Genomic DNA, 15,542 nt, shown 5'->3' with positions numbered 1-15,542 from the left:
ACATTCATCACCTTGCAGCGCTGGATGGTGTGGCCTTGCGGGTACGGTAAGATGCGCGTTTGGCCGAGGGCAGGCACGGCGGCAGACTGACTGTGGCCGCTGCGTGGAGAGCGCAAACGCGTGCGTGTTGCCCCGGCATTTTGCAGACCCTACCCGCACCGCTCCAGACAATGGATTCAGACACCGAGAAAAATCAAACCGCCGCCAAGAAGGGGGATTTTTCATCACACACGCCGATGATGCATCGGGGTATTTCTATAGCTAAATAGGCAACGGATTTTCATTTCCTACGCTTTTAGCTACGCTCTCTGAATGTTGCCTGCATCCCACGAATACTGTATAAAATTACAGTATTCAACGGAGGTCAACATGAAGGTCATTAAGCAGTACAAATGGCGCATTCTGTGGGCAGGCAAGTGGACTACCACCAACCACCATGCGACCGAGGAAGACATCAAGGTAAACAATCCAGAGGCGATATGCTTGCCTCATACCTTGATCGAGCGCGAGATCCCGGAGACCGATGCCGAGATACTGGCAAACAACCGCCGGTTGTGCACCGGCATCCTGACCAACCGCGCCACGTACATGCCGCCAAAAGAGTTCCTATCCTCTTTTTCCGACGATGTCCCCTTCTGAGAGACAGAAAACTGTAGTGGCGCTATGGCGCACCTGGCGGCAGAACATGCGGGATTTAAACGATGGCTGGTTTCCGTACTACGACACCAGCAAGCAGATCGGATTGTTCTACGAGTACCTGCAGAGCAGCAGGCCAGCCCTACTCGATATGCCGCACAGCGATCCGCTTGCCCAGGTCAAGGCCTGGATACATGCGGATCTGGAAATCTAAGGCGGGGCTCACCTTGGGTGCATGTCTACTTGTCGGTTCTGGGCCTCAACCCCGGCGCACTGCCTGGCGTAGGCTTGTAGATACTGGAGCTTGGCTGCATCGTCTCTGACGCTGGATCTGAGATCAAGAACAGCGAGTCCAGTTTCTCCATCGAGTGCGAGGGTTGCATCGCCCACGCGGCCGGGGACGGCATCGAGGCCCCGGCCACTGTCGTTTGTGCCGGTGCTGCACACGGCTCGCTTGGTGCGGAAGCGCACCCCACAAGTGCCAGCGGCAATACAGCTGCGCAGGCGATCAGTTTCCAGCTTCTCTGCATCTCTCTCTCCCGATAGTTGAGTGTCTACGGCCGCGATTGCGGCCTGGTTGAGCTGTGTGGCCTGCAGCACCAGGTGCTCTACCTGGCGCGCGGCCGTAGCCTGCTCGCCCAGCTGCTTGGCATGGCTCTGCCGGATCTGGGCAATCTGGGCGTCTTTGGCCTGCAGCTGGCTGTCTGTACGCCAGGCATGGAGCGTCCAGCCACCTGCCAGGCCCGCCACGGAAACGGCCACAGCCGCGAGTAAAGTGCGTTCGAGGGTCATGATGTGAGCACCTTTGCAATGGCGCTGGCCACGGCCTGCATGTTGGCCTGCAGCTTATCCAGATCGCCGCGATTGCTGATGAAACACAGCTCGGCAATCAAGCCGCCTGCAGCCACAAAGCCCAGCTTGCCGCGTGCGCTGGCCGACTGATCGATCCAACCCGCATCGCCCCGCACACGCAATGTCAGCACGCTGCTGATGGCAAAGCTGATGCGCTGAGCCAGGGCCTTGGACTTGGGCAGTGCAATCGTCTCCACACCTGAGGCCTGCGGGTTGTCAGAGGCATTGAGGTGGATCTCCAGCGCAATGGCACCGTGTTGAATCAGATTGATGGCCGTGGCAAGCGGCTGGTTGTCACTGCCTGCGCCGTCCGTCCACACCTTGTGGCCCATGGCGCGCAGCTCAGTGGCAATGAGGTTGCGCACGTCCACCGCAATCAGCGCCTCTTTGTAGCCAAAGGCAGTAGCACCGGGATCGGTGTTACTGTGGCCTGCGGTAATCACAAAATCCATAAAGAACCTCTCACGCGCACGTAGCGCAAAAATATGGCGAAGCCATGGGGTTAAGGGGTAGAAGGGCTTCGCACGCCTGCAGCACCAGGTGCGGCAGGCTTGACAGGCTGTTTTGCGGCCGCTTGCGTGGCTACCTGGTTGGCTACCAGCTCGACGGTTTCCGAGGTGTTGGCAAGTGCCGTTGCCGCCTCGCTGGTCGCGGCAGCGGCGCGCTCTGTCTTGCCCGCCAAACTGCTCAATTGCTGACCGTAGGCGGTCTGCAAACGGGACAGCTCTTCACCACCACGATCACGCTCATCGCTCACGCCTAGCCAGTAGCCTGCAGTGAATGCGCCCCAACCAGGCAAAACAATCACCATCAGCACTGCCCAGGTCTTGCTGACCCAATAGCGGGCCTTCTTGACGCCCGCGCCATGGGCCAGGGCTCCAAAATCGGTATTGCTCATCGCTGCCCCCGTAGTTGTGCAATTTCTTGCGTAAGGCGCTGGATCTCGCCCCTGGCCTTGTCCAGCTGCTCGCTCTGACTCCTGATCAGGGCTGACATTTCCGCCATCTGCGCCTGCAGCTTGCCCAGCTCGGCAACACGTTCGTTGCGCTCTCGGGCAAACGCATCGGCGCGCTCGGCCAACTCTTTGTTGGCCGTTCGCAGCTCCTGCGCAATGCCCTTCCATTCGCTGATGGCATCGACCGAGCCGTCACTGTCAGCATCGGCCAGCTTGCGGCCAGGCCTATCGCGCCACAGGAAGTAGCCGATGCCAGCGAGGATGGCAGCGAGCGGCCCGAATTGGTCTAACAGCTTCTGCACTATCGCTGCGTAATCCATTGAGTGCCCCATAAAGAAAAACCCGCCGAAGCGGGAAGAAAAAAGGCCCCTCAAGGGGGCCACATACGCAGCATGCACACTCACTCAGAACAACCCTGCAGGCTCGGCCTGACGATCCCAGTTGTAGATCACCAGCTCACCGCGCTCAACCCGGTTGGCACCACCACCTACCATGTAGTCAAGCGTAAGCGCCTCAAGGCCAAAATCCTTGAAGCACTCACGAATGGCTGGATGGTCATTGATGCTGACCACTGCTTTGCCTTTGATGCTCTTGAGCTTCTTCGCCATCAGCTCGTACTGCTCCCACCCGAACGGCACGCCATAGCCCTCGGTCTCCCAATAGGGAGGATCAAGGTAGAACAGGCTGTGCGGGCGGTCGTAGCGGTCGATACAAGCTGCCCAGTCGAGCTGCTCGATATACACCCCTGCAGCCAGCCGCAGATGCGCGGCAGAGAGGTTTTCTTCGATACGTAGCAGATTCAAGGCAGGCGCAGTGGTGGCAGTACCAAAAGACTGGCCTGATACTTTGCCACCGAAGCAGCTCTGCTGCAGATAGAAGAAGCGCGCCGCACGCTGCACATCGGTCAGCGTCTCCGGCCTGGTCTCCTGCATCCACTTGAAGACCTGGCGGCTGGTGAGCGCCCATTTGAACTGGCGCACAAATTCCTCCAGGTGGTGAGTAACAACGCGGTACAGGTTGACCAGGTCGCCATTCACGTCATTCAACACTTCCACCTCGGCAGGAGACCGGCTAAAGAAGACGGCCGCCCCGCCCGCGAACACCTCCACATAGCAGCTATGCGGGGGAAAGCGTTTAAGAAGAAGGTCTACCAGGCGGCGTTTGCCGCCGATCCAGGGCACGATAGGGTTTGCCATTGTTGTTTTCTACAAATGGCACTCCAGGGCGCTCTGATGTGGGGCTCACGGCCCGCAGATTGTTCAATACCCCGCAGCGGGGGCATTTGATGCTGAGATGGGTGTAGATGCCTTCACCGAGTTTGCGGCCGCAGCTGCCGCACCGAATATCGTCCATTGCAAGAAAATTCCATGGTTGGAACTCCGGTTAGACTATCGCCGCTCTCGCGAGAGTGGCGTGGCCTTGCCGGACTTGCAGGCGTGTTCTGCGGGTTTGGGGCTTGGTACAGTGTTACCGCACTGTGCCAGGTCGCCCCGTCTTTTTTAAAATCAGTTGATCAGGCCGCCAAGGCGCGTGCCAGGTGCAGCCCATGCGACAAAGCTATTGCCATCGACGGCGGGGCCAGGGGCACCAGCAGGCGCTGCCCTGATCGTGATACCTGTTGCCGAATATGAGCCGCCGTAGTCAGTGATACCGCTGCCCACATTCCCGGCCAGCCCCCAAGTACCGCCATCACCACCCCTGCCACCAATAGCCCAGGGCTTTGTCTGCCCGCCAAGCACCGCGCCGGGGTACTCCCGTCTGGTGGCAGACACGCCAAAACCACGGTCGTTTACTGTCAGGGTGCTGAACGATGCAAAGCCTTGCCCCGAGCCTCCATAGCCGTCATCGGAGATAGTGCGCGACGAGTTGTAATCGACAAACCGGCCGTCGCCCGCACTGCCGCTGCCACCTCCTCCGCTGATGATTCCCTGGTTGTTGATCGTGACTGGCACCCGCGTCTTGAATGCGAATGAGCCGGGAACGCCTGCAATACCTGCACCAGAACTCATAGAGGCACCCACCCCACCGATGCGCGTACCCGCAGACACGTTCAACGTGATCCCCCCGGCAAAGGCAGTGCTACCGAGATCAAGCGAGTTGATCAGCGGTGCAGTGATATTGACGATCAGCGGTGCCGATCCATTCCACCCCGCAGCCGTCGCCAGCGACCGGATGTTTGGCTGCACAGCACTGGCGGCAATCGTGAAAGTAAAGGCGTTCGACTTCCCGTAGAAGTGCGTCAGCGTGATGTAGCCAGAAGACGGAATGCCAGCAGCCTTGCCGTAGAGCTTGGTGAAAGTCTGCGGCTGGGGGATGCCGAATTCCGACCCGACTGCTGTCAGCGTTATCAAACCTGTAGACGGGAGCGCCATATCACACCTCCCATCCCTCAAGGATCGTTACGCCCAAGGCCTGCAACCCGCTGACGTTCTCGCAGAGGTCGATCTGCTCTGCCAGTTCGGCTTCGCGCGCAAAGCAGCCCTGCACATGCGCGAAGACCGCAGCGCCAAACATCTTGATAGCCTCTGCATCGAGGGTCACAAAATGGTTTTCGGCCTTCCATCGCACCGTAGTGGCAGGATCGTCAAGCGCGCGGGTGTAAGCGCCGGTAATGGTAGATTGGCTCTCCCGGTCGGTCTTGACCTGGGAGCCATTGATCACAATGCCACCAGTTTCATGCTGAAAACGCACATCGGCCAATACAGTAAGCAGACGCGCCTTCAGCGTGGGGAGATCGGCCACTTCCCGCAGATCCACGGCCACAACAGGGCGCACCCACTCGTCGCCGATCTGCTGGGGTAGCCCGACGCGCGAATCCTCAAACCATTCCAAAGGTCGATCCAGGAGGCGAATAGGTGCATTCGCGTTCTGCTCCTGCAGATCCTCAAGCGTAGGCTCAGGAAGCAGGGGCAGATTGGTTTGAGCCCATGCCTTGAATTCTGGATAGTTGGGGTCTTGGTCATCGAAGCGAATCACCAGGCCATCCGCCAGACGCGTGACGCTCAGATAGTCTCGATTGAATTGATATGCGTCCATTTATGCCACCGATTCAAGTGTTGTTTGTCCAGATGCGCCGTTGTTCTCGATCACGGGCGCATAGGTGCCACCACAGACGATTTCCCCATAGCGGTAGTACAAGCCGCTGCCGTGTCCAAACGTCAAGGCATTGGGAACCATCCTGGTTGTGCCAGGCTCTATAACTGCCAGTGGATAATCAATGAGCACGTTATCCTCAGTCTGGTATTCCTCAAGCACTGTGAGCAGGTATGTCTCTGATGTGGAGCCCATCCCAGGCAAGCGCATCTCAATGAACGACGCGTAATTGGAACCGTAGCCACTGATGCGGTACTGGAAGGGATATGCAAAGAAATAGGAATACGCCCCCAGAATCCGGATCGATGCCCAGGAGTCGCCGCCCGCGCCCGCCGTTGTCTTGGAAAACGTAATCTCTGCTGCCCAGTGCCGCTCCGGACACGACAAGATGAATCTGGAGTACAGGGGGCGGTTGGAGCCACTGAAGCGGCAAAGCGTGATCCACTGCGAACTGGCGGTGTTCAACACCACCTTGCGAGTGCCACCGACAGTCAGCTGAGCGAGAGTAGCTTCGTCTCGTTGCTTGAGCCGCTCGGCGAACGTCTTTTTTCCGGCAATCGACTGATCACCCGTCAGGGTGACATTCCCCGACAGATTCTTCCATGCAGTACTGACCCCTGGCACTTCGGCAGTGACATTGGCAACATTGCGCAGCAACATATAAATGACGCCGTTATGCAGCACGGATGCAGGCATATTCAGCGCACCGGCAAGTGTCGCCCATTCACCCTTGAAGTTGCTGGCCGCCAAGGCCGCATCAACGGATGCATTGGCAAGGGCGAGCGTTGCCTTGGCATCTTCAGTAAAGCCTTTGGACGCGAATGCAAATGTGCGGCTCACGCCTGCATTGGTTTTGACAGCACCGGCCAGCAACTCCAGCTCATCCGTCCAGGGCGGCATGTTCAATGTCACTTGCTCGGCCAACAGAGCAAACTGAGCTGGCTCCATGTCTAGGGTCGGCATCTGGCCCAGATCTCGCACAGCGGGATTGTCTACGGGCAGATCAGGGGGCATTACGGTTGTCATCAAATAACTCCTTTTGCGGAAGCCGCACCAACTACGTCCTGGTTGTTGTCTGGCGACAGATCCATGGAGAGAAAGCCCACGGTGTTGAACCAACTAAAACCAGGCACGTCGGTCGCATAAATCGCTACCGGCTTGTCTTTCATATTGATAAGTTCCTGCAAGGCAAACGGTGCGTCGGCTGCAGGGATATAGACACCTAATTGCAGGTCAATCGAGTTACCCCAAGGGCGCAAGGTGAACTCGCCGTTCTCTTCTTCGTTGCGCTTGCTGTAGTTGTTGATACTGAGCTTGCCGCCCCACTTGGTGCCGTAGTTGCGCTTGCCAGTACCAAAATTGACCCACTTGCCGAATGCCAGGAACCCAATCGATACACGGGCATTGGGCTCACCACTGACGGTGATGGTCACCACAGCCTGTGAGCTCAGCGGGATCTTTTCGAGACGGAACGAGGTGGTCTGGGTGCGCTGCCCAAACCAGTAGTTCCACCACCCTTTGCCCGGGATGCGCAGGCGCATGCTGACTGGCTGCACCAGGTCAAGGCCGCCCACTCCCTTGGTGATGGTCAGATTTAGCTGCGTACCAACAATGCCCTGTATGGACAGGCCATTGATGAATGGCGTGCGGATGACGTACGAGACGCTGCCCACACGCCCCACCTGGCCCGTGCCGATGTACTGATCGAATGGGGCCCAGCGGTTGCTGGGGCGCATGCGCTCCCATCGCGTACCGTCCAGGCTGGGCCGAATGGTAGAGTTTGCGATGGCAGCAGCTGCCTTGTAGACGGCATCACCATCAACACGAAGATCGCCCGCTGCAACCGCCCCCGGCGCCCAGGCCACCTCCCCCGCTGTCACATCGACAGCGGGGATGGAGCCTTCCAGGAACGATGCATCTGTCAGACTGATTGGCGACAGAACAATCATTTCCTTCCTTCCTCTTAAATTACGCCTGTGCCACCGCCGGTGACTCCATTGACGTTTCGGTCTAGTCGCTCCAGAGGCTCTTGCAGGACTTCAATAGCTCCTACAACCTTTGCCAGCATGTTGCGCACTTCCTTCAGCTCTGCGGTGTTATCCGCATTGCCAGGGAGCTTGCCGCCCGCCCATGGGTTGAACGCCTTTGGCACAACGGCTTCGCCTTCGTGGATCTGCGCTACCTGGTCGTATGGCACGTAGTTGATACCCACGGCATACGACGCAAGCCTGCGCCACTGGTTTTTCGCAGCGTCCCACTCAAACTCGCCGCTGGTCTTGAAGCGCTCGAACTCAGCTGCCGAGTAGCCATTGCTATTCATGCTGCCGGTCTCGTTGTAGGTGTACTCACCCGCTGCCGTCTTGCCCATGGAGCCATCGCTGTAGATCGGACGACCATCAGCCGTGAGAGCGACCACCGTCACCCGATTGCCACCAGCGACCGTGCCACCCAAGGTGCCGCCACCGCGGTTACCAGAAGCGGCCGATGAGCCACTACCAACCCGCGCGGCTTCCGCATCCTGCTTTGCCTTCTCCGCACGGATGCGGGCCTGCTCTTCAGGATCGAGCAGCTTATACAGCCGCTCCAGCGCCTCATTGGTGCTCAGCGTGGTTGCCAACTGCTTGGCGTTGTCGCCCCGGATCGTTGCCAGCAGGTCATCCAGCCTTTTAAGCTGGCTGTTGCCAATATCGATCTGCAGCTGCGCATCGGATTTCGCCAGGTCGGCATAATCGCCCAGCTCGGTCAGCTGGTTGGCTAGCACCTTCTTGTCGTAGTCCATCTCCGCTTTGGTGGCATAGTTGGCGAGCACGATGCCTGATTGCGCGGCCCCAATGGCGTTGCGCATGGAATCGGTATCGCCCAGGCCGCCACCGGCACGCAAGCGGCTCAGCTCACGCTCGATGTAGACCCACCCCTGCGCAGACTGCATGGCCGCTGTGTCAGCCACGCTGCCGAACAGGTTGCGAGCAGCATCAGTAACCATCGTGAGATAGCCCGATGCCTTCTGCAGACTGGTCTGCGCATCTTGCGTAAAGGCAGTCCAATACTCCTTTTCGTTGCCGATGGCAGCTTCCACCACCGCGCGGGCATCGCTGATCGCTGCCTGGCGCGCGGCCTCGGCCTCTTGCAAGGCCTTGGTTGCAGACTGAGCTGCCGCCTCCTGCGCAGCACGGGCGTCCTGCGCTGCCCAGATCTGCTCCTGCATGCGCACCAGCTCGGCATCACCATAGGCTTCCAGCTCTTTGCGGCGGCGTGCGCGTTCCAGCTGCTTGGCTTCTTCGTCCTTGCCTTGGGCCTTGAGCAGCTCAAGCTGCATATCGCCCTTGAGCGATGCAATCTGCTCGGCCGCGCTGTAGAGCGTATCCATGGAGTCGGTCAGACCCAGCAGCATGGCGTACAGCTTGCGGCCAGACTCGGTCGTCAGATCCAGCGAGCTGACAAGCGCGCGGAACTCTTCCCGGGTCTTTGGCACGCTGCCCAGCTCGTTTTGGGCGAAGACTTTGCCGATACTCGACTGCAGCTCAGCCAGGCGCTCCGCATCGCTGTAGAACTTGGCGTAGAAGTTGCCCGTTGCCGCAACAAATGCCTCGGCACTACCAAAGGAGTCGATCAACTTGCTGGCCATGTCGGCACCAGCAAGGCCTACGTCGTAGAGCTTGCCTCCCGCCACTTCCAACCAGCCATTGACCAGCTTCAAGCTGCCAGCCAGGCGCTGAAGCGTCTGCAGGCGGGTTTCCTCGCCCTTGGCGTACTGGTCAGTGGTGAGCACCACCTCAGCCATGGCATTGGCAGCGTTGCCGAAGACCTCCTGCAGCTTCGCCATCGCCTCTTCATCGCTCAGCCCCTTGAGGCTGACTTTGAAGTCATAGGTGAAACCGTCCAGCGCAGCGGTGCCCAGGCCCAAGGTATCAGCCATGCTACGGATGGATTCATCCATGGCAAAGAACTGATCGGCAAACGCAGAGCGCGTATTCTCGTCCAGCGCCTCACGCGTGGTCTTGTCGCTGCGGAACAGCCCACCCTTGTAATACTTAAACGAGTTGCCCTCGAAGCCAGTATCACCGCCAAACTTGCCCTCGATGCCGGAGTCTTTGAGCTTGCGACCGAAGAGGCCGCTGAGCACATTTCCAAAGACGCTGCCAACAAGAGCGCCAAGCGCCGTGCCAATACCAGGAACGATGGAGCCGATGTATGCGCCTGCCGCCGTGCCGATGGCACCGCCTACATTTCCCTTGCCCAGCTGTATCAGTGCACCGATGTAGGGTGCAGCTGCGCCCAAGGCCTGCATGCCGCCTGCCAGGAACTCACCGTTCTGCATCATGGTCAGGCCGCCCTCAAAGCCGACCCAGCCACCGGCCATGCCAGCATTGAAGTTGCCGAACATGCCACCAAAGCCACCACCAGGCATGAGGCCACTCGGGATGCCTCCAAAGCCGCCAATGCCACCGCCCGCCATCTGCCCTCCTGCACCACCCGTGCCAGAGATGCCCATGACGTTGCCAACGATGTTCATCACAAAGGGCTGCACAAACAGGCTGCGCAACATACCCTTCAGATACTCTTTGGCATTCATGCCGCCTTGCATCAGCGCATCGGTCAACGAGCTGCTAACGTTCTCATACAGCGACTTCCAGGCAGACTGGGTGGCCTCTGCAGCCTTTGCGGCCCCTTCGGCAAAGCCCTTGGCACCGAGCAAACTATTGCGCTCGCGCAGCGCCTCGATCTCGGCCTGCAGCGCGATCAATTCGCGCGACATGGTGCCGGTCTGGTCGGCCGCCCGCATCAGCTCGGCCGCATGGGCTTCCTTGATAGCGATGGTTTCCAGATTGCGATTTTGGAGAATCGCAAGCCGCTGCGCATCGTTCTTACCAATCAGCTCGATCTCTTCGGCCAGCGACTTGTTGCCGTCAATCAGCGCCTTGGCGCTGGTTTCGAGATCCGAGGTGTACTTGATGCGCGCCTGCCGAGCGGCTTCGAGACCTTCCTTTTCCAGCTTGCGCGCCGCAGCATTCTTTTCCTCTTGCGACCACTCGGCGAGTTTCGCCTTGACGCTGGCCGTCATGGCAGCAGTCAGCTTGACCTTTCCTGTGAGCAGATCGCTTTCTAGCTTGACCAGCTCCTTTTCGGAATCGGTCAGCTGACGGCCCATTTCATCTTCTTTTTGGAGTGCAGCGATTTTTCCACCGATGGATGACATCAGGCCCGCGTAGGCCTGCGCCATCTTGTCGGCCGCCTTGGCACCATCTTCACCGGCCTGCACAAAGTCCTTGACCGCCAGCGTAGGCTTCTTGATGGCAGGCTCAGCATTCGCTGCAGAGACCGATAGCGCATCGATCTGCGCGCGGAACTTCTCGCCCCAGGTCTCACCCTTGAAGGCATCAATCATGTCCTGGCCGGACATCTGCAGGATGCTAAATGCACCCTTGAAGTCGCCATCACTGACCGCCACCGCCGATGCGGCAAGACCGGCCAGGCCTTTGCCGATACTCTGGAAGGTGCGCCACACGTACTGCCCGGCGTCCACAACGTAGCTCAGTGCCTTGATAGCCGTCGTTGTCCAATCCTTGATGCTGCCGTCCGATGCCAGCGCGCGCGTTTCCGCGCGCACCCCATCGGTGCCATTCATCACTGCATTGAAGGCCTGGCTAGCGGTGTTGAGCGCTGGCACCATGCCATTGACAAACTCAGTCTTGAGGGCATCAGAGCTGGCCTGCGAAGCCATGAGCGAGCGCTGAAACTGCTCAGACTGCGCTACCTGCTCGGCAGTTACCTTCGCTTGGATCTCGCCTGCAGTCGCCAGATCCTTCATGAACGGCAGGAGCTTGGCACCCTCTTCGCCCATGATCGCCATGATCGCCGCAGATTTTCCCGCGCCGTCCTCAAACTTATCCAGCGACTTGGCGATCTGCAGAAATTGCTCGTCCGGGGTCAGATCCCGGAATTCTTTGAAATTGAGGCCAATCTTCTTCAAAGCCTCGGCCGCAGGGTCGGATTCCTTCTTGGTCTCCACCATCTTCTGCGTGAGCTGGTTCATGCTGTCTGCCAGCTGGTCAGCCTGCGTACCGCTGTACTTGGCGATAGCAGCCATGCCAGAGAGCTTCTCAACAGAGACACCCGAAATTTCACTCAGGTGCTTCAGCTCGGTTTGCGCGGCCGTGACGCCGAGCACCATATCCTTGAACGCAGCGACCGAAAACGCACCCGCAAGAGCGGCACCAATTCCAACAGCAAAGCTGGCAGCAGACGACTTGATACCGTCCATCGTGTCCTGCACACGCTTGGCTGCATCCAGTGTCTGCTGCTCGGTCTTATTCAGGCCCGCTGCATATTGGGCGTAGTCCAGCCCGAGCTGCACTACGAGGGAGCCTAGAGCAGCCATGTATTACCTCACCTTCGTTCTTTATCGGCCAGCTCCTGGTCAGCAACCAGTACCGCACGCTCCATTAGCTGCAGGCCCGCAAACATGTTTTTGCGCCGTGTGCGACGTATGAAGCGATCCAGCCAGGCGTTGACACCGGCATAGTTGAGGCCCATGCGCTGACCGCTGAAACTAGAGCGCACCCACTGCGTCTGCACATCCTGGAACGCCATCACGACATCCCAGTTTTCAGCCCACACGGGGAAGTCAGCGCCGTTTAGCTCACCGCGCAGTGCCTCGCGCTGCGCCTCGATACGGGCGCGCACCGCATTGATGTCCTTCTCGGGCGCACCAAAGGCGTGCATGCAGGCAAGCACGTCCTCATCGGGCAACCAGGCATCGGCGGGTTCCTCCCGGATGCCCACCCAGTACCTAGCCGCCTCGATCAGTTTTTTGAGCGGATGTCCTTCACGCCCATGCAGTCGAGCCAGTAACGATCTACGGCCGCAGCAACTGCGCCGATGATCTGCAGGAAGCCTTCAAAGTTCTGCTCGTTGAACGGTACTTCTGCACCGTTTTCGTCCTTGATGCCCTTCCAGCCGGTAACCACTTCGCGCAGCAGATCACCGTGCTTGAGCTGCAGGCGACGCTCGCGGTCGTCTTCTCCCGTGCGCTTGCAGATCAACGAGAACGACTCTTCACGCCAAGAGCCATTCGGCGTGCGCTCCTGCGTTTTCACATCGCACTGGAAGGTTTCGGTTTTGGCAAGTACAAAGCCCATGGGAATATCTCCGTAAACAAGAATGCAAAAGGCCGCCCGGTGTGGGGCGGCCTTGTCAAAGGATGGAAAAACAAGTGCGCGTCAGTCGCGCGGGAATCACCGGCAGATGATGACCAGCTCGTCGTCTCCCTGGTCGGGCATCAGGTCGAATGGCAACTGCAACATAGCAATGTCAGCATCGTTGTTCACAGTCCCGATGCCCGACTGCAGACGCGGCATCTGCAACTCGATGATGTTGCCAGCCGTCACACCGTGCACCAGGGCTGCGCTGCCGACATCGCTGGTGCGCACCTTCTCGCCCCAGTTGACCTGGTCAGCCTTGGGCAGCTCAATCGTTGCGCTGCCGGTAGGGCTGCGCGTAGGACTGTGGGCACCCGCGCAATTGATGAGATCGCGCCAGGTGACGGTATTGCCCCAGTTGATGCTGAATGCAGAAGTGCAGGCATTGAGGCCGAAGAAGGTAAACGTGGGTGTATTCGTCTTGCCCACGGTCTTGGGCATGATGAACGCGCTGTAGTCCACCCCTGCAGGCATACCGGGCTCAGTCGCTGCCGAGTAGCTGCCGGTGAACTCGAATTTCATCACCGGGATCTGTTTGGCATTCAGCTCGAAGCTGACATTGCCCTTAGCGCCGCTGACTGTGAACAAAGTGCCGTCCAGATAGCCATACAGGGTCAGCGTCGGTTCGCCCTGGCTGACCGGATTGAATGTGACATCCACGCCAGCGGTAATGGTTTCTGCAAAACCGCAGGCTTGCAACAGCAGACTCCAGGCCGGAGCGGTGCCCGCCACGCCTGATCCGGCAAGCTCCACCTCGAAAGTGAATTTGCGGTGTTCACCCACAAACAGCTTGCCGCTATTTCCCTTGAAGGGCTTCATGAGGTTGCGCTCGACCTGCTCGCCGTCAATCATGTTGAAGACGGGATTGCGCGTCAGGATGGCATTGGTGCCAGGCGACGGCACAACGGGAGTGCCCGACACCGTCTCAACTGCTGCCAACAGCAGCATCTTTTGCATCGACTTAGCCATTGTCTTGCTCCTTTACAGGGGTGGCAGGCACTTTGGTGCGGATGCCGGTTGCGGGATCGCGGACATACTGCCCGCCCTGGCCGGTGTGCACATCACGCGGCGCAAGAGTGCGCGGCTGGTACGCTTCCGGTTTGACGGGTTTTGTGGTTTTGGGCTGCTGTGCAGACGTGTGCACTGCCCCCTGCGGCGTGTCTCCAGCGGAGGCCGCATCTTTGGTTTTGGACATAAATGCTCCAGGTGGTGGGTTAAAAACGCGGGGTACGCAGCCACACGGTCAGGTGTCTGCCGTATTTGCTGGGATCGGGTTCATAGTCAGCATCACCGCAACTGGCCTCATACTGGAAATACTCCATGGCCTCTATGGCGGTGCGGATGGGGCCGCCATGCCGGGCGGCATCGGGGCCTGTAGGGATCAGCGCATCCAGCTCTTCCAGGGTGTCTGCAAGCACGATGATCTGCACTTCGTGACTGTCATAGCCGCCATTCATGCACCAGCCCGTTTCTGGCTCCGTCTCGACATCGAAGACAACAGCCGGAAACGCAGGGTTGGTTGGCAGTTCGACAGCCCAGCAATTGGGAACGGCCGCAAGCGCGGCCGTGATTGATTGGTGGATCGTTGCCATTACTTGCGCCCTAGTTTCTCAACTTCCTTTGCTGCGGCCTGGCCCATGGCGGCAATGACATCAGTCTTCTTACGCTCCAGCGCGGGCCCGATAAATGGCTTGGCATTGACCCAACCGCTAGACTGTGCGCGGCGCTTGCGAATGGACTGCTTGCCCCTCTTGGTGTTACTACGTCTGCTGACGGTTTTGTGACCCAGCTCGACCCAGCGCCAATAGAAGGGATCATTGTCGCGTGTGGACTTGATGCGCCCATCGGCATTGACCGAGAGCTTGCGATTGCCCGCCTTACGCACCTTCCTGGACTGATCACGCCCATGACGCACGCCCAGGTTGTATTGCTCAATTCCCGGCCCTGCCTTGCTCTCGCGTTTAATGGCGATGTTCTCGACCATCGCGCCAGTGCGCACACTGCCGTTAGCCCGTGCAATGGACTTGGCCTCATCCTTGAGGACACGCCCGCCTGCCACGACTACGCGCCGGGCCAAACGGGGAGCATCGCCCCTGGCTTTGCCAAAGTCGGCTTTCAGGCTGCCAATCCCCAGGATTTCGGTTTTAGCCATGGTTCTTGCTCGTGGTGGTGGAGATCATCAGCCACTCCCCCCGCTCGAAGACAGGATTGATGTGAGTGACGTAGTAGTGCTGTCCTTTGAACACAATTCGCAGCGTTGCGGGATCTGCCAGGCCGTCACGCGCATGAACGCGAAATTTGGTAACGGCAATAGCGACTTGGCCGCCCTGCGCGGTGGCATCTGATACCGAGCCAGACTCATGACTGACTCTGGCGAACACCCGTGGAAACAATGGTAACCATTGCTTTTTCATGCCGCCGCTGCTGTCCTTGGTTATCACAAGGTGCTCGACCGCTATGACCTTATCAAGTTCCTGGCTGTGCATGGCTATGCCCCATGATTGCGATGCAGCCGCAGCATGTTGTATGCAGCAGTGCGCTTTCTGTCTTGATCTTCCACGCTGTTAGGCCCGCACAGGACATCAACAAGGACAAGCTGTGCCGCGACAATGTCGGCAGTACACAAAATTGCCTTTGGATTACCACTTGCGTCGGCCGCTTCCTGAGTAGCAAACAAGGGGCCATCAAGGTATTTCAAAGTCTGCGCATGCGCTTGCTCGATTGCGCCTTCTACATCGCCTGCCAGCCCATCATCGAGCCTGAGCCTCTGCAGCGCTTCTTCCTTTGTAGGCTTGACCGCTGGCATG

21 protein-coding genes are annotated in these 15,542 nt (G+C 58.9%); 2 read left to right on the top strand and 19 right to left on the bottom strand.

The window, feature by feature from the left end; all coding sequences use genetic code 11:
* Positions 1 to 369: 369 nt before the first annotated feature.
* Positions 370 to 639 (top strand): hypothetical protein, encoded by a 270-nt coding sequence (locus tag ACH2DG_RS12960; RefSeq protein WP_395026621.1) that lies wholly within the window; start codon positions 370 to 372, stop codon positions 637 to 639.
* Between the two features lie 46 nt (positions 640 to 685).
* A complete protein-coding gene (locus ACH2DG_RS12955; protein WP_395026620.1) occupies positions 686 to 850 on the top strand; it encodes a hypothetical protein in 165 nt (54 codons plus the stop codon).
* Positions 851 to 858: 8 nt separating this feature from the next.
* Here ACH2DG_RS12955 and ACH2DG_RS12950 read toward each other — a convergent pair whose 3' ends face one another.
* From ACH2DG_RS12950 to ACH2DG_RS12860, 19 genes are all read right to left on the bottom strand, one after another.
* Positions 859 to 1,428 carry a lysis system i-spanin subunit Rz gene (locus tag ACH2DG_RS12950; RefSeq protein WP_395026618.1) on the bottom strand — a complete coding sequence of 190 codons (570 nt, stop codon included), beginning with the start codon at positions 1,426 to 1,428 and terminating at the stop codon, positions 859 to 861.
* Positions 1,425 to 1,940: an N-acetylmuramoyl-L-alanine amidase gene (locus tag ACH2DG_RS12945; RefSeq protein ID WP_395026616.1), complete on the bottom strand. Its 516-nt coding sequence runs from the start codon at positions 1,938 to 1,940 to the stop codon at positions 1,425 to 1,427. Before ACH2DG_RS12945 ends, ACH2DG_RS12950 begins: the two co-directional genes overlap by 4 nt.
* Positions 1,941 to 1,990: 50 nt before the next feature.
* Positions 1,991 to 2,386, bottom strand: a complete 396-nt coding sequence (locus tag ACH2DG_RS12940) for a hypothetical protein (protein ID WP_395026614.1) — start codon at positions 2,384 to 2,386, stop codon at positions 1,991 to 1,993.
* Positions 2,383 to 2,745, bottom strand: coding sequence for a hypothetical protein (locus ACH2DG_RS12935; RefSeq protein ID WP_395026612.1), 363 nt, complete (start codon positions 2,743 to 2,745; stop codon positions 2,383 to 2,385). The genes ACH2DG_RS12940 and ACH2DG_RS12935 overlap by 4 nt, the downstream gene beginning before the upstream one ends.
* Positions 2,746 to 2,847: 102 nt before the next feature.
* A complete protein-coding gene (locus ACH2DG_RS12930; RefSeq protein ID WP_395026610.1) occupies positions 2,848 to 3,639 on the bottom strand; it encodes a DNA adenine methylase in 792 nt (263 codons plus the stop codon).
* A complete protein-coding gene (locus ACH2DG_RS12925) occupies positions 3,578 to 3,796 on the bottom strand; it encodes a Com family DNA-binding transcriptional regulator (RefSeq protein ID WP_395026608.1) in 219 nt (72 codons plus the stop codon). The genes ACH2DG_RS12930 and ACH2DG_RS12925 overlap by 62 nt, the downstream gene beginning before the upstream one ends.
* 152 nt (positions 3,797 to 3,948) lie before the next feature.
* Positions 3,949 to 4,815 carry a hypothetical protein gene (locus ACH2DG_RS12920; protein ID WP_395026606.1) on the bottom strand — a complete coding sequence of 289 codons (867 nt, stop codon included), beginning with the start codon at positions 4,813 to 4,815 and terminating at the stop codon, positions 3,949 to 3,951.
* Between the two features lies 1 nt (position 4,816).
* On the bottom strand, positions 4,817 to 5,479 hold the full coding sequence (locus tag ACH2DG_RS12915; protein WP_395026605.1) for a DUF4376 domain-containing protein: 663 nt from the start codon (positions 5,477 to 5,479) through the stop codon (positions 4,817 to 4,819).
* Positions 5,480 to 6,562, bottom strand: coding sequence for a hypothetical protein (locus ACH2DG_RS12910; RefSeq protein WP_395026604.1), 1,083 nt, complete (start codon positions 6,560 to 6,562; stop codon positions 5,480 to 5,482). It abuts the gene before it with no gap.
* On the bottom strand, positions 6,562 to 7,485 hold the full coding sequence (locus ACH2DG_RS12905; protein ID WP_395026603.1) for a hypothetical protein: 924 nt from the start codon (positions 7,483 to 7,485) through the stop codon (positions 6,562 to 6,564). The genes ACH2DG_RS12910 and ACH2DG_RS12905 overlap by 1 nt, the downstream gene beginning before the upstream one ends.
* Positions 7,486 to 7,499: 14 nt before the next feature.
* Complete coding sequence (locus ACH2DG_RS12900) at positions 7,500 to 11,915, bottom strand: hypothetical protein (protein ID WP_395026602.1); 4,416 nt, start codon at positions 11,913 to 11,915, stop codon at positions 7,500 to 7,502.
* Between the two features lie 8 nt (positions 11,916 to 11,923).
* Positions 11,924 to 12,319, bottom strand: a complete 396-nt coding sequence (locus ACH2DG_RS12895; protein WP_395026601.1) for a DUF1799 domain-containing protein — start codon at positions 12,317 to 12,319, stop codon at positions 11,924 to 11,926.
* A 20-nt stretch (positions 12,320 to 12,339) separates the two neighbouring features.
* Entirely contained in the window at positions 12,340 to 12,675 is a 336-nt protein-coding gene (locus ACH2DG_RS12890; RefSeq protein ID WP_395026600.1) for a hypothetical protein, read from the bottom strand.
* A gap of 96 nt (positions 12,676 to 12,771) precedes the next feature.
* Positions 12,772 to 13,704, bottom strand: a complete 933-nt coding sequence (locus ACH2DG_RS12885; RefSeq protein ID WP_395026598.1) for a phage tail tube protein — start codon at positions 13,702 to 13,704, stop codon at positions 12,772 to 12,774.
* Positions 13,697 to 13,930, bottom strand: coding sequence for a hypothetical protein (locus ACH2DG_RS12880; RefSeq protein WP_395026597.1), 234 nt, complete (start codon positions 13,928 to 13,930; stop codon positions 13,697 to 13,699). The genes ACH2DG_RS12885 and ACH2DG_RS12880 overlap by 8 nt, the downstream gene beginning before the upstream one ends.
* A gap of 19 nt (positions 13,931 to 13,949) precedes the next feature.
* Entirely contained in the window at positions 13,950 to 14,327 is a 378-nt protein-coding gene (locus ACH2DG_RS12875; RefSeq protein WP_395026596.1) for a hypothetical protein, read from the bottom strand.
* On the bottom strand, positions 14,327 to 14,887 hold the full coding sequence (locus ACH2DG_RS12870) for an HK97 gp10 family phage protein (RefSeq protein WP_395026595.1): 561 nt from the start codon (positions 14,885 to 14,887) through the stop codon (positions 14,327 to 14,329). Before ACH2DG_RS12870 ends, ACH2DG_RS12875 begins: the two co-directional genes overlap by 1 nt.
* Positions 14,880 to 15,221, bottom strand: a complete 342-nt coding sequence (locus ACH2DG_RS12865; RefSeq protein ID WP_395026594.1) for a head-tail adaptor protein — start codon at positions 15,219 to 15,221, stop codon at positions 14,880 to 14,882. The genes ACH2DG_RS12870 and ACH2DG_RS12865 overlap by 8 nt, the downstream gene beginning before the upstream one ends.
* 2 nt (positions 15,222 to 15,223) lie before the next feature.
* Positions 15,224 to 15,541 (bottom strand): hypothetical protein, encoded by a 318-nt coding sequence (locus ACH2DG_RS12860; RefSeq protein ID WP_395026593.1) that lies wholly within the window; start codon positions 15,539 to 15,541, stop codon positions 15,224 to 15,226.
* Between the last annotated feature and the right edge of the window lies 1 nt (position 15,542).

Source organism: Comamonas odontotermitis, from assembly GCF_040396735.1.
Lineage (GTDB): Bacteria > Pseudomonadota > Gammaproteobacteria > Burkholderiales > Burkholderiaceae_C > Comamonas > Comamonas odontotermitis_C.
Note: the sequence above shows the minus strand (reverse complement) of the source record. Positions and strands in the feature narration are given on the sequence as shown.

Excerpts from the sequence above, each read along its gene's own strand:
- ACH2DG_RS12960 (WP_395026621.1), top strand. The coding sequence starts at position 370 with ATGAAGGTCATTAAGCAGTACAAATGGCGCATTCTGTGGGCAGGCAAG.
- ACH2DG_RS12955 (WP_395026620.1), top strand. The coding sequence starts at position 686 with ATGCGGGATTTAAACGATGGCTGGTTTCCGTACTACGACACCAGCAAG.
- ACH2DG_RS12950 (WP_395026618.1), bottom strand. The coding sequence starts at position 1,428 with ATGACCCTCGAACGCACTTTACTCGCGGCTGTGGCCGTTTCCGTGGCG.
- ACH2DG_RS12945 (WP_395026616.1), bottom strand. The coding sequence starts at position 1,940 with ATGGATTTTGTGATTACCGCAGGCCACAGTAACACCGATCCCGGTGCT.
- ACH2DG_RS12940 (WP_395026614.1), bottom strand. The coding sequence starts at position 2,386 with ATGAGCAATACCGATTTTGGAGCCCTGGCCCATGGCGCGGGCGTCAAG.
- ACH2DG_RS12930 (WP_395026610.1), bottom strand. The coding sequence starts at position 3,639 with ATGGCAAACCCTATCGTGCCCTGGATCGGCGGCAAACGCCGCCTGGTA.
- ACH2DG_RS12925 (WP_395026608.1), bottom strand. The coding sequence starts at position 3,796 with ATGGACGATATTCGGTGCGGCAGCTGCGGCCGCAAACTCGGTGAAGGC.
- ACH2DG_RS12920 (WP_395026606.1), bottom strand. The coding sequence starts at position 4,815 with ATGGCGCTCCCGTCTACAGGTTTGATAACGCTGACAGCAGTCGGGTCG.
- ACH2DG_RS12915 (WP_395026605.1), bottom strand. The coding sequence starts at position 5,479 with ATGGACGCATATCAATTCAATCGAGACTATCTGAGCGTCACGCGTCTG.
- ACH2DG_RS12910 (WP_395026604.1), bottom strand. The coding sequence starts at position 6,562 with ATGACAACCGTAATGCCCCCTGATCTGCCCGTAGACAATCCCGCTGTG.
- ACH2DG_RS12905 (WP_395026603.1), bottom strand. The coding sequence starts at position 7,485 with ATGATTGTTCTGTCGCCAATCAGTCTGACAGATGCATCGTTCCTGGAA.
- ACH2DG_RS12900 (WP_395026602.1), bottom strand. The coding sequence starts at position 11,915 with ATGGCTGCTCTAGGCTCCCTCGTAGTGCAGCTCGGGCTGGACTACGCC.
- ACH2DG_RS12890 (WP_395026600.1), bottom strand. The coding sequence starts at position 12,675 with ATGGGCTTTGTACTTGCCAAAACCGAAACCTTCCAGTGCGATGTGAAA.
- ACH2DG_RS12885 (WP_395026598.1), bottom strand. The coding sequence starts at position 13,704 with ATGGCTAAGTCGATGCAAAAGATGCTGCTGTTGGCAGCAGTTGAGACG.
- ACH2DG_RS12880 (WP_395026597.1), bottom strand. The coding sequence starts at position 13,930 with ATGTCCAAAACCAAAGATGCGGCCTCCGCTGGAGACACGCCGCAGGGG.
- ACH2DG_RS12875 (WP_395026596.1), bottom strand. The coding sequence starts at position 14,327 with ATGGCAACGATCCACCAATCAATCACGGCCGCGCTTGCGGCCGTTCCC.
- ACH2DG_RS12870 (WP_395026595.1), bottom strand. The coding sequence starts at position 14,887 with ATGGCTAAAACCGAAATCCTGGGGATTGGCAGCCTGAAAGCCGACTTT.
- ACH2DG_RS12865 (WP_395026594.1), bottom strand. The coding sequence starts at position 15,221 with ATGCACAGCCAGGAACTTGATAAGGTCATAGCGGTCGAGCACCTTGTG.
- ACH2DG_RS12860 (WP_395026593.1), bottom strand. The coding sequence starts at position 15,541 with ATGCCAGCGGTCAAGCCTACAAAGGAAGAAGCGCTGCAGAGGCTCAGG.